This window comes from Ideonella dechloratans (assembly GCF_021049305.1).
GTDB lineage: Bacteria > Pseudomonadota > Gammaproteobacteria > Burkholderiales > Burkholderiaceae_C > Ideonella > Ideonella dechloratans.
The window spans coordinates 1170999-1183402 of record NZ_CP088081.1; the positions used below are offsets into that span (position 1 = coordinate 1170999).

Genomic DNA, 12404 nt, shown 5'->3' on the forward strand with positions numbered 1-12404 from the left:
CCCACCGCATCGGCATGTCCTCCCGTCGCGCCACGGCCCCCGCGCCGGCCTATGTGCTGCACCGCTACGACTGGAGCGAGTCCAGCCTGATCCTGGACCTCTTCAGCCGCGACCAGGGCCGCATCACCGTGGCGGCCAAGGGGGCCAAGCGGCCCTACTCGCAGCTGCGTCCGGTGCTGCTGCCTTTCCAGCGCCTGCTGGTGGTGGCCAGCCGTCCGGCCAAGGACGAGACGGCCGACATCCTCACCCTGCGCAGCGCTGAATGGGCCGGTGGCCAGCCCATGCTGGGCGGCGCGGCCCTGTTCAGCGGCTTCTACCTGAATGAGCTGCTGATGAAGCTGCTGGCCCGGCACGATCCGCACCCGCTGCTGTTCGATGCCTACGCCGCCACGCTGCCTGCGCTGGGCGCGGCCGACGACACCCTGACCCAGGCCGCGCTGCGGGCCTTCGAGATCGTGCTGCTGCGCGAGATCGGCCTGCTGCCGCAACTGGACGAGCAGACCGCCTCCGGCCTGGCCGTGGCCGCCGACGCACCTTACCAACTGCGGCCCGAACTGGGCCTGGTGGCCTGGCAGCAGGGCGAGGCCGCGCTGCCCGGCGCCCGCTGGGCAGCCCTGCAGCAGGCCCTGGACCATGGCGCGCTGGCCGAACTGCAGGCCTTGTGCGCCCAGGCCTTGCCCGCGCTCAAGACGACCCTGCGCGGCCTGCTTCACTATCATTTGGGTTCGCCCCGGCTGCGCACGCGCGACGTGATGATCGACGCGCAGCAGCTGATGGACGCCCCTGCGCCCCTGGCCTCCACCTCACCCCCGCCATGAACCCCCTTGTCGCCCCCGAAGCCGGTGTGCACACCGGCGCCGGCACCGCCCTGTCGGTCAACCTCAACAAGGTCGCGCTGCTGCGCAACACCCGCCACCTGGGCATTCCCAGCGTGACGCGGGCCGCCGACATCGTGCTCAAGGCCGGTGCCCAGGGCATCACCGTGCACCCGCGGCCGGACGAGCGCCACATCCGGGGCAGCGACGTGCACGAACTGGCCGAGCTGCTCAAGGCCTGGCCCGCGGTGGAATACAACATCGAGGGCAACCCCCTGCACAACCTGATGGACTTCATCCGGGCGGTGCGGCCCCACCAGGCCACCTTCGTGCCCGACACCGTCGGCCAGTTCACCTCCGACCACGGCTGGAACCTGCCGGCCGACGCCCCGGTCCTGAAGCCGCTGATCGACGAATGCCATGCGCTGGGCGTGCGGGTCAGCCTCTTCATGGATCCGCTGCCCGAGGCCATGGCCCATGCCGCGGCGCTCGGCGCCGACCGGGTCGAGCTCTACACCGAAAGCTGGGCGGCGGCCTGGGGCACGCCCCGGCAGGACGAGGTCGGGGCCCGTTTCGCGACCGCCGGTCAGGCCGCGCTGGCGGCAGGCCTGGGCCTGAACGCCGGCCATGACCTGAGCCGCGACAACCTGGCCGACTTCCTGCAACTGGTGCCGGGCGTGCTGGAGGTCTCGATCGGCCACGCCCTGATCGCCGATGCGCTGGAGCTGGGCTACGACGCCACGGTGCGGGCCTACCTGGCCTGCATCCGCCAGGTGCAGCCCCGGGCCTGAGCCATGGTCGTCGGCATCGGCACCGACATCTGCGACCTGCGCCGCATCACCGCGGTGCTGGCCCGCAAGGGCGACCGCTTCGCCCAGAAGGTGCTGGGGCCGGCCGAATGGCAGGTCTTCCAGGCCCGCCGCGCCCGGGAGGAGGGCCGTGGCCTGGCCTATCTGGCCACCCGCTTTTCCGCCAAGGAATCCTTCTCCAAGGCCATCGGGCTGGGCATGCACATGCCCATGACCTGGCGTGCCTGCGAAATCCTCAACCACCCCAGCGGCCAGCCCTTCGTGCGCCTCTCGGGTGAGTTGGCCGACTGGTTCGCCGCCCGGGGCTGGCGTGCCCATGTCACCCTCAGCGACGAGACCGACTACGTGGTCAGCTTCGTCGTCGTCGAAACCGCTGCCGACGCGCCCGCGTCCTTGTCCCCATGAACCACCACAGTCCCGTCATCCTCGACATCGCCGGCGCCGCGCTGACCGCCGACGACCGCCGCCGCCTGGCCCATCCGCTGACCGGTGGGCTGATCCTCTTCACCCGCAACTGGCAGCACCGGGCCCAGCTCACCGCGCTGATTGCCGAGGTCAAGGCCATCCGCGAAGACCTGCTGGTCTGCATCGACCACGAGGGCGGCCGGGTGCAGCGCCTGCGCACCGACGGCTTCACCCACCTGCCGCCGATGCGCCACTATGGCGAGCTGTGGATGCAGGACGCGATGCGCGCCACCGAAGCGGCCACCGCGGCCGGCTTCGTGCTGGCGGCCGAGTTGCGCGCCTGTGGTGTGGACCTCAGCTTCACCCCGGTGCTGGACCTGGACCATGGCGAGAGCGGCGTGATCGGCGACCGAGCCTTCCACCGCGATGCCCGGGTGGTGACCCTGCTGGCCAAGAGCGTGATGCATGGCCTCTTGCTGGCCGGCATGGCCAACTGCGGCAAGCACTTCCCCGGCCATGGTTTCGTCAAAGCCGACAGCCACGTGGCTGTGCCGGTGGACAAGCGCTCGCGCAAGGCCATCCTGGCCGAGGACGCCCAGCCCTACGGCTGGTTGGGCGGGACCCTGGCCAGTGTGATGCCGGCCCATGTGATCTACCCCAAGGTCGATGCCCGGCCCGCCGGCTTCTCGCCGGTCTGGCTGCAGGACATCCTGCGCCACCAGCTGGGCTTCGAGGGCGCCATCTTCAGCGACGACCTGAGCATGGAGGGCGCGCGCTTCATCGAAGGGCGGTCGGTCAGCGCCACCGAGGCCGGCGTGGCCGCGTTGCAGGCCGGCTGTGACCTGGTGCTGCTGTGCAACCAATCCCAGGTGGAGGGTGGCCGGCCGGTGGACGAACTGCTCGACGGCCTGATGCAGGCCCAGAGCGAGGGCCAATGGGCGCCGGAGCCCTTGTCCGAGCAGCGTCGCCTGGCCCTGCTGCCGCAGACCGAACCCCTGCCCTGGGACGAGCTGATGATGTCGTCCGTCTACCAGCGTGCCCTGGAACGCCTGCAAGGCTGAACCCTTTTGCGTCACACCACCGAGGAGACCCCATGAAACCGCACCTGCGCTCCCCCCTGATGCGCGCCGCCCTGCTGGCCCTGGCCTCGGCGGCCTGGCTCGGCGGCTGCGCCGTGGAATGGCAGAACCGCGAGCCGGCCCGTCAACTGGCCAAGGCGGCCCAGCCCCAGGGCTCGGTCTACGGGGGCTGGCGGGTCTTCCAGGCCCGCTGTGCCAGCTGCCACGGGGCCGACGCGGCCGGCCTGGCGGGGGCGGGCCCCAACCTGCTGGAGCGGGTGGCCACCCTGGGTGAGCGCCGCTTCGTCGGTCTGGTGCTCAACCGTTACGACTGGGGCCTGCCGCCGCAGCAGGCCGACCGCAGCGCGCTGGTGGACGAGGTGGTGGCCGGCCGGCAGGGCCTGCTGACCATGCCGGCCTGGGGTGGCGAGCCGGTGGTCACGGCCCACATCGCCGACCTCTACGCTTACCTGTCGGCCCGTGCCGAGGGCACCGTGGGTCCGGGGCGGCCATCGACGCCCTGAGCCCCGGCCGCGATCCTCGCGCGCGCATGAAAAAACGGCCCCGCGGGGCCGTTTTCATTGGGGCGCCGTGGCGCTCAGGACTGGGGTGCGTCGAAGGGCAGGGTGACCTGGCTGAGGTCCTTGCGGGTCTCGACCAGCACCAGCGGGCCTTCGTCCAGCACGACCACCGGCGGCCGCTCGCGCGGCACATGGACCGGCTGGGGCTCGGCGGCGATGGCCTCCTGAACGACGCGCACCTTCTCGGCGTCGGAGTTCACCCAGCTCAGGCCGGCGCCCGCCGCGATGGCGTTGAGCTCGTCCAGGGCCAGGGTGTAGGCCGGCACCACCACCGGGGCGGCAGCAACAGGGGCCGGAGCGGCGGCCGGCGCCTCGACCGGGGCCGGGGCTTCGTGCACTTCCACGCTCGGCGCCTCGGCAGCAGCCTCTTCACCCAGCGGCGCGGCCGGGATGGCCTGGCTGCCTTCTTCCTGGGTGTCGGTCTGCTCGCGGCGGGGGCGGCGGTTGCGACGGCCACGGCCCTCGCGCTCGCCCTCGACCGGCTCGCCGGCCGGCGCTTCAACGGCAGCGGTCAGCTGGTCCGCGGCGGTGGCTTCGGCCGGGGCTTCGCCCTCGACCGCGCCCTCGGCGCCCTGGCTCATTTCGCCCTCGGTGCGCTCGCCATCGCGGCCACGGCCACCACGGCGGCGGCGGCGGCGGCCACCGTTGCGCTCGGCATCGGCCAGCGCGCCCTCGGCCTCCGCGCCCTCGACCTTGTCGGCCAGGGCGTTGGCCGGCACGTCCAGCTCGGTGCGCGGCTTGCGTTCCTGCGCGCCGGTGTCCAGGGCCTCGACGCGCTCGGGGGCGTTGCGGCGGCCTTCACCGCGGCCGCCACGTTCACCGCGCTCGGCACGGTCTCCGCGTTCGGCACGTTCCCCACGCTCAGCCCGGTCGCCGCGGTTGTCCTCGCGGCGCGGCTTGTTGCCGCCTTCGCCGCGGCCGCCTTCGGCGCGCTGGCCGCCGTTGCGGCCACCGGCCTCACCACGGTTGCCGCGCTCACCGCGTTCACCGCGTTCGCCACGGTCCCGGCGGTTGCCGCCGCTGCGGCCGCCGCGCTCACCCTCGGTCTTGGCGGCCGGGGTGGGGGTGGCTTCGGCCTTGGCGACGGGTGCCGGCGCCGGTTCGGTGCCGAACAGCTTCTTGAGCCAGCCGAAGAAGCCACCACCGCTGGCCGGCGCCGGGGCGGGCACCGGGGCTGCTGCAGCGGCCGGAGCCGGAGCGGGCGTGGGGGCCGCGGGCGGCGGCGCCACGGGGGCCGGCTGGTCGGGCAGCACGCCCTTGATCACCGGCTCTTGCTTGGGCTTGGCCTTCTCGCGGCGCGAGATGGAGACCTCTTCGTCGGTCTCCTGCACCATGGTGTAGCTGGCCTGCAGGTTCTCCAGGCGCGGGTCGTCGTGGCGCAGGCGCTCGAGCTTGTAGTTGGGCGTGTCCAGGTGCTTGTTGGGCACCAGCAGCACGGTGATGCGCTGCTTGAGCTCGATCTTGCTGATCTCCTGGCGCTTCTCGTTGAGCAGGAAGGAGGTCACTTCCACCGGCACCTGCACATGCACGGCGGCGGTGTTTTCCTTCAGGGCCTCTTCCTGGATGATGCGCAGGATCTGCAGCGCCGAGGATTCGGTGTCGCGGATGTGGCCGGTGCCGTTGCAGCGCGGGCAGGTGATGTGGCTGCCTTCGGACAGGGCCGGGCGCAGGCGCTGGCGGCTCAGTTCCAGCAGGCCGAACTTGGAGATGGAGCTGAACTGCACGCGGGCGCGGTCGAAGCGCAGGGCGTCCTTCAGACGCTGCTCGACGTCGCGGCGGTTCTTGCTCTCCTCCATGTCGATGAAGTCGACCACGATCAGGCCGCCCAGGTCGCGCAGGCGGCACTGGCGGGCGATTTCGTCGGCGGCTTCCAGGTTGGTGCGGGTGGCGGTTTCCTCGATGTCGCCGCCGCGGGTGGCGCGCGCCGAGTTCACGTCCACGGCCACCAGGGCCTCGGTGTGGTCGATCACGATGGCACCGCCCGAGGGCAGGTTCACCGTGCGGCTGAAGGCCGTCTCGATCTGGTGCTCGATCTGGAAGCGCGAGAACAGCGGGGCGTCATCCCGGTAGCGCTTCACGCGATGCGCCGATTCCGGCATCACGTGGTTCATGAACTGCTGGGCCTGATCGTAGATGTCGTCGGTGTCGATCAGGATCTCGCCGATGTCGGCGGTGAAGTAGTCGCGGATCGCGCGGATCACCAGCGACGATTCCTGGTAGATCAGGAAGGCGCCCTTGCCCGCCTTAGACGCCGTGTCGATGGCGTCCCAGAGCTTGAGCATGTAGTTCAGGTCCCACTGCAGCTCGGCGGCCGAGCGGCCGATGCCGGCGGTGCGGGCGATCAGGCTCATGCCCTTGGGGTACTCGAGCTGGTCGAGGTTTTCCTTCAGCTCTTCACGCTGCTCGCCCTCGATGCGGCGGCTCACGCCACCGCCACGCGGGTTGTTGGGCATCAGCACCAGGTAGCGGCCGGCCAGCGAGACGAAGGTGGTCAGGGCGGCGCCCTTGTTGCCACGCTCTTCCTTTTCGACCTGGACCAGGAGTTCCTGGCCGTTGGCGATCACGTCCTGGATCTTGGCGTCCTTGACCGAGACGCCTTCCTTGAAATACTGGCGCGAGATTTCCTTGAAGGGCAGGAAGCCGTGGCGGTCCTCGCCGTAGTCGACGAAGCAGGCTTCCAGGGACGGCTCGACGCGGGTGACGACGGCCTTGTAGATGTTGCCCTTGCGCTGTTCGCGGCCCTCGATCTCGGTCTCGAAGTCGAGCAGTTTCTGGCCATCGACGATCGCGAGGCGCCGCTCTTCCGGCTGCGTCGCGTTGATCAGCATGCGTTTCATGTGCACTCCTGTCCACGTGCGCCCGGCAAGCCGGCCGCACGAAATGGAGGCGACGCCCGGACGTCATCGGAAAGGAGGACAGTCCAGCCGGCACCTCGAACGATGCACGAGAAAACGGAAAAGCCGGTGGAAGGAATCGCCCTGGACTGTCCGAAGCGCCGCTCGTGGCGGACTCAGGTGGACAGCGTTGGCGCGTGCGCCCGGGTGTCGGAACCCCGGTTGCCGGATGGCGCGAATCCCGGGCGCACGGCAGGGGCCGTGGGCGCGCGCTCCCATGCAGGCCGCGCCGGTGGAGCACCGGGGCCTGTCAAACGGGAGCAATCAGGAAACGACAGCATGCGGAAAACGGATTCGTTCGCTCGGAACGCCGGGCTCGATCCTGGACCGAAGGTCGGTCTGGTCATCGCGCCCGATGAAAACCTTTTGATGGACCCCTGCCAAGGCAGGGCGGCACATTCCATGTCTCTCTGCCGCCAGATTTCCGAGGCCGCCGATCACTTCGGGACCGGCCATTCCAGGGGAATCGGGCGTTGCATCACCTTGCGGCGCGCAAGAATTCTGCGCGCCTTTCCACGATATCGCCCGGGGTGCCCGAGGTAAACTCAGAAAAATCAAGCACTTAGGGCTCAATCGTGGCTCAGACCATTATAAAGGCGAAAAACAGGCCCGCCACGGCCCGTCGCAGCACGTCCGAGAAAACCACCGGGACGCCCCGGTCGGGCGCGCGCAGGACGCCTTCAAAGTTGGCGCCCACTCCCGCCAAGGGGGCCGCACCGGCAAGGGCCGCGGCGCCCCAGCCTGCCCTGCCGGCAGTGCCACCCACGCCGAGCGTGCGCCTCGTCACGGTCGACGAGCGCTCTGTCGGCCAGCGCCTGGACAACTTCCTGCTGCGCGAACTCAAGGGCGTGCCCAAGACCCATGTCTACCGCATCATCCGCTCCGGCGAGGTGCGGGTGGACAAGGCCCGGGCCGGCGCCGACACCCGGCTGGAAGAGGGCCAGGTGGTGCGCGTGCCGCCGGTGCGGATGGCCGAGGCGCCGGACGAGGCCGCCGTGGCCGCTGTGCCGGCCCGCGAGTTCCCGGTGCTGTTCGAGGACGAGCAGTTGCTGGTGATCGACAAGCCGGCCGGCGTGGCCGTGCACGGCGGCAGCGGGGTCAGCTTCGGGGTCATCGAACAGCTGCGCCGGGCCCGGCCGCAGGCCAAGTTCCTGGAGCTGGTGCACCGGCTGGACAAGGAGACCTCGGGCCTGTTGCTGCTGGCCAAGAAGCGCAGTGCCCTGACCGCGCTGCAGGACCAGTTCCGCCAGCGCGAAACGGGCAAGACCTACGCCGCCCTGGTGATCGGTGACTGGCCGGCGCGCAAGAAGGTCATCGACGTGGCCCTGCACAAATACCTGACCGCCGAGGGCGAGCGCCGGGTGCGTGCCGTGCCGGGCGACGACGAGGACGGCCGGCGCTCCATCTCGCTGGTGCGGGTGGCGGCGCGCTATGCCGGCTTCAGTCTGCTGGATGTGACCATCAAGACCGGCCGCACCCACCAGATCCGCGTCCACCTCTCGCACGAGGGCCACCCCATCGTCGGAGACGAGAAGTACGGCGATTTCGCCCTCAACAAGGCTCTGGCCGCCGGCCGGGCGGTGGCGGGTGCGCGCTTCGACCGCATGTTCCTGCACGCCCGGCGACTGGCCTTCGACCACCCGGTCAGCGGGGCCCGCATCGAGCTGGAAGCCCCCTTGCCCCCGGAATGCGAGACACTGCTGGCCCAGCTGACCCCGGCCACGGCCGCCTGATTCCCGACCATGACCCGCTCCCGCCGCTTCGACCTCATCGCCTTCGACTGGGATGGCACGCTGTTCGATTCCACCGCGCTGATCGTGCGGTGCATCCAGCGCGCCGCCCAGGACCTGCACCTGCCCGTGCCCAGCGACCAGGAGGCCGCCTACGTGATCGGCCTGGGTCTGCACGAGGCCCTGCAGAAGGTGGTGCCGGGCCTGCCGCCCGAGCGCTATCCGGAGCTGGGCCAGCGCTACCGCCACCACTACTTCGCCGCCCAGCACGAGATCAGCCTGTTCCAGGGCACGCTGGAGATGCTGGCCGCGCTCAAGGACCGCCACCACTGGCTGACCGTGGCCACCGGCAAGAGCCGGCGCGGCCTGGACGAGGCCCTCTCCAGCACCGAGCTCAAAGGGGTGTTCGACGCCAGCCGCACCGCCGACGAGACCTTCTCCAAGCCGCACCCGCGCATGCTGGAGGAACTGATGGCCGAGTTCGGCGTGCCGCCCGAGCGCACGCTGATGATCGGCGACACCACCCATGACCTGGAGATGGCCCGCAACGCCCGCACCGCGTCGGTGGGGGTCAGCTTCGGGGCCCACGACCCGGCGGCCTTCGCGCCACTGAATCCCCTGTTCGTGGCCCATTCCACGCCCGAGCTGCACGCCTGGCTGCTCGACAATGCCTGACCGACCATGACCGAGCCGGCCGCGTTCCCCCGCATCGCGCTGTGTGCCAGCCAGGCGCTGGTCGAGCGGGGCGATGCCTGGGTCTTCGACGTGCTGCTCTGGGGCCGGCCGGCCCGCGCCTTCGCCCTGCGCTTCGAAGGCCGGGTGGTCGGCTACCTGAACCGCTGCGTGCATGTGGCCGCCGAGATGGACTGGCAGCCCGGCCGTTTCCTGGACACGCAAAAGCGCTGGATCGTCTGTGCCCTGCATGGCGCCACCTTCGAGCCCTCAGACGGCTATTGCATTGCCGGCCCCGGCCGGGGGCAGCGCCTGCGGGCCTTGCGGGTGGAGGAAGAGGGCGGGCAGGTCTGGTGGTGGCCCGATGCCGATGTCCGACCCGCCCCGCCCCCCCCCGCGCCGACCTTGTCCTGAACCCGTTCCGGCCGCCTGCGGCGTGCCGGTTTTCTGCTCATCAACCCCAACACCATGTCGTCGAACGAACCGTCCACGCCGGATCCCCTGGGTCCGTACGACTCTCCGCTGAGCTCTTCGCCCTCACCGGCCCCGGAGTCGGCGGCCCCCGCCACGGCGCCTGCCGCCGCGCCATCGCCCGAGGCCCAGCGCCTGGCCGGGCTGGAGACCCTGCTGCAGCAGTTCGGGTCCGAGATGCTGCGCCAGCGCCGCAGCGAACGCCGCTGGCGCATCGGCTTCCGGCTGGCCTGGTTCGGCCTGGTGCTGGCCGTGGCCTGGGCGGTGTTCACCCAGCATGGCGTGCACCCGGCCGCACCGTCGGGCCCGCACACCGCGCTGATCGAGGTGCGCGGCGAGATCGCCGAGCAGAGCGAAGCCAGCGCCGAGAACATCGTCGCCTCGCTCAAGTCGGCCTACGAGGATGATTCGGCCAAGGGCATCGTGATGCGCTTCAACTCGCCGGGCGGCAGCCCGGTGCAGGCCGGCATCGTCAGCGACGAGATCCAGCGCCTGCGCAAGCTGCATCCGAACAAGAAGCTCTATGCCGTCTGCGAAGAGATGTGCGCCTCGGCGGCCTATTACATGGCCGCCAACGCCGACGAGATCTACGTCGACAAGGCCAGCATCGTCGGCTCCATCGGCGTGCTGATGGACGGCTTCGGCTTCACCGGCCTGATGGACAAGCTTGGCGTGGAGCGCCGTCTGCTGACCGCCGGTGCCAACAAGGGCATGCTGGACCCGTTCTCGCCGGTGGACGAGAAGCAGAAGGCCTACGCTGAGGCCATGCTGGAACAGATCCACCAGCAGTTCATCACCGTGGTCAAGCATGGTCGGGGGGACCGCCTGAAGCTCAATGACGACACCTTCTCGGGCCTGTTCTGGAACGGCGAGGAGGCCGTGAACCAGGGGCTGGCCGACCATTACGGCAACCTGGACTACGTGGCCCGCGAGGTGGTCAAGGCCGAGGACGTCATCGACTACACCCCGCAGGAAAACGTGGCCGAACGCCTGGCCAAGCGCTTCGGCGCGTCGATCGGCGAAGGCGTCGTCCACGCCATGCGCGCCATCGGTCCGCTGCGTTGAGGGGCTGCTGCCCCGGGTGGGGCCGGTCGCTGCAGGCCCTCGGGCCTGGGTGCACAATGCCGGTCCCTGCCCCAGTGGCAGCTGTCCCTGAGTTGATTCATGAGTGTCCATCCGGTTGAACCCTCCGCTGCAGCGCCCCGTCCGGCGCTGAACCTGCCCCGCCTGCGCGACATGGCCGCCCGGGGCGAGAAGCTCGCCATGGTGACCTGCTACGACGCCACCTTCGCCCAGTTGCTGGACGCGGCCGAGGTGGACATCCAGCTGGTGGGGGATTCGCTGGGCAATGTGGTGCAGGGTCAGAGCAGCACGCTGCCGGTCACGCTGGAGCACATGGCCTACCACACGGCCTGCGTGGCGCGGGCCAAACGCCAGGCCTGGCTGGTGACGGACATGCCCTTCGGCAGCTACGAGGCCAGCCCGCAGCAGGCCTTCGAATCCGCCGCGGCGCTGATGCGCGCCGGGGCCCAGATGGTCAAGATCGAGGGCGGTGGCGACATCGCCCACACGGTGCGCTTCCTGGTGGACCGGGGCATCCCTGTCTGCGGCCACCTGGGTCTGACGCCGCAGCGTGTGCATGCCCTGGGGGGCTTCCGCATCCAGGGGCGTGACGAGGCCGCCGCCGCCCAGCTCAAGGCCGACGCCGCGGCGCTGGCCCAGGCCGGTGCCGCCATGCTGGTGCTGGAGCTGGTGCCCTCGGCCCTGGCGCGCGAGATCACCCAGGCCCATCCCGAGATGATGACCATCGGCATCGGCGCGGGCGCCGGCACCACCGGCCAGGTGCTGGTGCTGCACGACCTGCTGGGGCTGACCTCCGGCAAGCGCCCGCGCTTCGTGCGCGACTTCACCCGTGAGCCGGGCAGCGCCGCCGATGCGCCGGGCCTGTCGGTGGCGCAGGCCCTGCGCCGCTATGTGGTGGACGTGAAGGCCGGTCGCTTCCCCGACGAGGCCGTGCACGGCTACTGATTCCTGAAGTTCGAGGCGGGCGGCGCGCTGGTGTCGGCCCGCAGGAGGAGAGGGCGCATGCGCGTCATTCACACCATTGCCGAGCTGCGCCAGGCGCTGGCCGGCCAGCAGCGCACGGCCTTCGTGCCGACCATGGGCAATCTGCACGAGGGCCATCTGAGCCTGGTGCGCGAGGCCGCCCGGCGCGGCGGCCCGGTGGTGGTCAGCATCTTCGTCAACCGGTTGCAGTTCCTGCCGCACGAAGACTTCGACCAGTACCCGCGCACGCTGGCGCGCGACTGCGAGCTGCTGGCCCCGGCCGGCTGCGACATCGTCTTCGCGCCGTCCGAATCCGAGCTCTATCCCGAGCCCCAGGCCTACAAGGTGCAACCGCCGGCGGCCCTGGCCGATCTGCTGGAGGGCGAGTTCCGCCCCGGCTTCTTCACGGGCGTATGCACCGTGGTGATGAAGCTGTTCCAGATCGTGCAGCCGGCCGTGGCCGTCTTCGGCCAGAAGGACTACCAGCAGCTGGCGGTGATCCGCGGCATGGTGCGCCAGTTCGCCCTGCCCATCGAGATCGTCGGCCACGCCACGGTGCGGGCCGACGACGGCCTGGCCCTGTCCTCGCGCAACGGTTACCTCCAGCCGGCCGAAAGGGTGGAAGCCATCGCCCTGGCCCAATCCCTGCGACAATTGGCGGCAGGCGCCCGGGATGGTGCCGCGACGCTGGCCTCGATCGAGGCTGCAGCCGCGGACAGCCTGCGGGCCCGCGGCTGGGTGCCGGATTACCTCACCCTGCGCCGCCGGTCCGACTTGCTGCCGCCGACCGACGCCGAGCGTCTGGCCGGTGAGCCCCTGGTTGCGCTGGGCGCGGCCCGTCTGGGCCAGACCCGTCTGATCGACAACCTCGAGCTCTGAGCGCCTGCGGCGCCCAGCCCGGCCCGAGCCATTTCCAGCGAGAA

At 70.6% G+C, this 12404-nt stretch carries 12 protein-coding genes; 11 read left to right on the plus strand and 1 reads right to left on the minus strand.

The window, feature by feature from the left end; translation table 11 throughout:
- The first annotated feature begins 14 nt into the window (after nucleotides 1–14).
- From recO to LRM40_RS05505, 5 genes are read left to right on the plus strand one after another with little or no spacing between them, the layout of a single operon-like run.
- Complete coding sequence (gene recO, locus LRM40_RS05485) at nucleotides 15–818, plus strand: DNA repair protein RecO (RefSeq protein ID WP_151123464.1); 804 nt, start codon at nucleotides 15–17, stop codon at nucleotides 816–818.
- Nucleotides 815–1606: a pyridoxine 5'-phosphate synthase gene (locus LRM40_RS05490; RefSeq protein WP_151123465.1), complete on the plus strand. Its 792-nt coding sequence runs from the start codon at nucleotides 815–817 to the stop codon at nucleotides 1604–1606. The genes recO and LRM40_RS05490 overlap by 4 nt, the downstream gene beginning before the upstream one ends.
- Nucleotides 1607–1609: 3 nt before the next feature.
- Nucleotides 1610–2029, plus strand: a complete 420-nt coding sequence (gene acpS / locus LRM40_RS05495; protein WP_151123466.1) for a holo-ACP synthase — start codon at nucleotides 1610–1612, stop codon at nucleotides 2027–2029.
- Nucleotides 2026–3090 carry a beta-N-acetylhexosaminidase gene (gene nagZ, locus LRM40_RS05500; protein WP_151123467.1) on the plus strand — a complete coding sequence of 355 codons (1065 nt, stop codon included), beginning with the start codon at nucleotides 2026–2028 and terminating at the stop codon, nucleotides 3088–3090. Before acpS ends, nagZ begins: the two co-directional genes overlap by 4 nt.
- A gap of 32 nt (nucleotides 3091–3122) precedes the next feature.
- Entirely contained in the window at nucleotides 3123–3611 is a 489-nt protein-coding gene (locus LRM40_RS05505) for a c-type cytochrome (RefSeq protein ID WP_170288824.1), read from the plus strand.
- Nucleotides 3612–3685: 74 nt separating this feature from the next.
- Here the strand turns inward: LRM40_RS05505 and LRM40_RS05510 are convergent, their stop codons facing one another.
- Entirely contained in the window at nucleotides 3686–6505 is a 2820-nt protein-coding gene (locus LRM40_RS05510; RefSeq protein ID WP_151123469.1) for an Rne/Rng family ribonuclease, read from the minus strand.
- Nucleotides 6506–7335: 830 nt separating this feature from the next.
- Here LRM40_RS05510 and LRM40_RS05515 point away from each other — a divergent pair.
- From LRM40_RS05515 to panC, 6 genes are all read left to right on the plus strand, one after another.
- Complete coding sequence (locus LRM40_RS05515) at nucleotides 7336–8295, plus strand: RluA family pseudouridine synthase (RefSeq protein WP_151123470.1); 960 nt, start codon at nucleotides 7336–7338, stop codon at nucleotides 8293–8295.
- A 9-nt stretch (nucleotides 8296–8304) separates the two neighbouring features.
- Nucleotides 8305–8967 (plus strand): HAD-IA family hydrolase, encoded by a 663-nt coding sequence (locus LRM40_RS05520; protein WP_151123471.1) that lies wholly within the window; start codon nucleotides 8305–8307, stop codon nucleotides 8965–8967.
- Nucleotides 8968–8973: 6 nt separating this feature from the next.
- Nucleotides 8974–9378, plus strand: coding sequence for a Rieske (2Fe-2S) protein (locus tag LRM40_RS05525; protein WP_151123472.1), 405 nt, complete (start codon nucleotides 8974–8976; stop codon nucleotides 9376–9378).
- A 54-nt stretch (nucleotides 9379–9432) separates the two neighbouring features.
- Entirely contained in the window at nucleotides 9433–10500 is a 1068-nt protein-coding gene (locus tag LRM40_RS05530; protein WP_151123473.1) for a S49 family peptidase, read from the plus strand.
- 99 nt (nucleotides 10501–10599) lie between these two features.
- On the plus strand, nucleotides 10600–11463 hold the full coding sequence (gene panB / locus LRM40_RS05535) for a 3-methyl-2-oxobutanoate hydroxymethyltransferase (RefSeq protein WP_151123474.1): 864 nt from the start codon (nucleotides 10600–10602) through the stop codon (nucleotides 11461–11463).
- 57 nt (nucleotides 11464–11520) lie between these two features.
- Entirely contained in the window at nucleotides 11521–12360 is an 840-nt protein-coding gene (panC, locus tag LRM40_RS05540) for a pantoate--beta-alanine ligase (RefSeq protein WP_151123475.1), read from the plus strand.
- Nucleotides 12361–12404 lie beyond the last annotated feature (44 nt).

Coding starts and splice junctions, on each gene's coding strand:
- recO (WP_151123464.1), top strand. CDS start 15: ATGTCCTCCCGTCGCGCCACGGCCCCCGCGCCGGCCTATGTGCTGCAC.
- LRM40_RS05490 (WP_151123465.1), top strand. CDS start 815: ATGAACCCCCTTGTCGCCCCCGAAGCCGGTGTGCACACCGGCGCCGGC.
- acpS (WP_151123466.1), top strand. CDS start 1,610: ATGGTCGTCGGCATCGGCACCGACATCTGCGACCTGCGCCGCATCACC.
- nagZ (WP_151123467.1), top strand. CDS start 2,026: ATGAACCACCACAGTCCCGTCATCCTCGACATCGCCGGCGCCGCGCTG.
- LRM40_RS05505 (WP_170288824.1), top strand. CDS start 3,123: ATGAAACCGCACCTGCGCTCCCCCCTGATGCGCGCCGCCCTGCTGGCC.
- LRM40_RS05510 (WP_151123469.1), bottom strand. CDS start 6,505: ATGAAACGCATGCTGATCAACGCGACGCAGCCGGAAGAGCGGCGCCTC.
- LRM40_RS05520 (WP_151123471.1), top strand. CDS start 8,305: ATGACCCGCTCCCGCCGCTTCGACCTCATCGCCTTCGACTGGGATGGC.
- LRM40_RS05525 (WP_151123472.1), top strand. CDS start 8,974: ATGACCGAGCCGGCCGCGTTCCCCCGCATCGCGCTGTGTGCCAGCCAG.
- LRM40_RS05530 (WP_151123473.1), top strand. CDS start 9,433: ATGTCGTCGAACGAACCGTCCACGCCGGATCCCCTGGGTCCGTACGAC.
- panB (WP_151123474.1), top strand. CDS start 10,600: ATGAGTGTCCATCCGGTTGAACCCTCCGCTGCAGCGCCCCGTCCGGCG.
- panC (WP_151123475.1), top strand. CDS start 11,521: ATGCGCGTCATTCACACCATTGCCGAGCTGCGCCAGGCGCTGGCCGGC.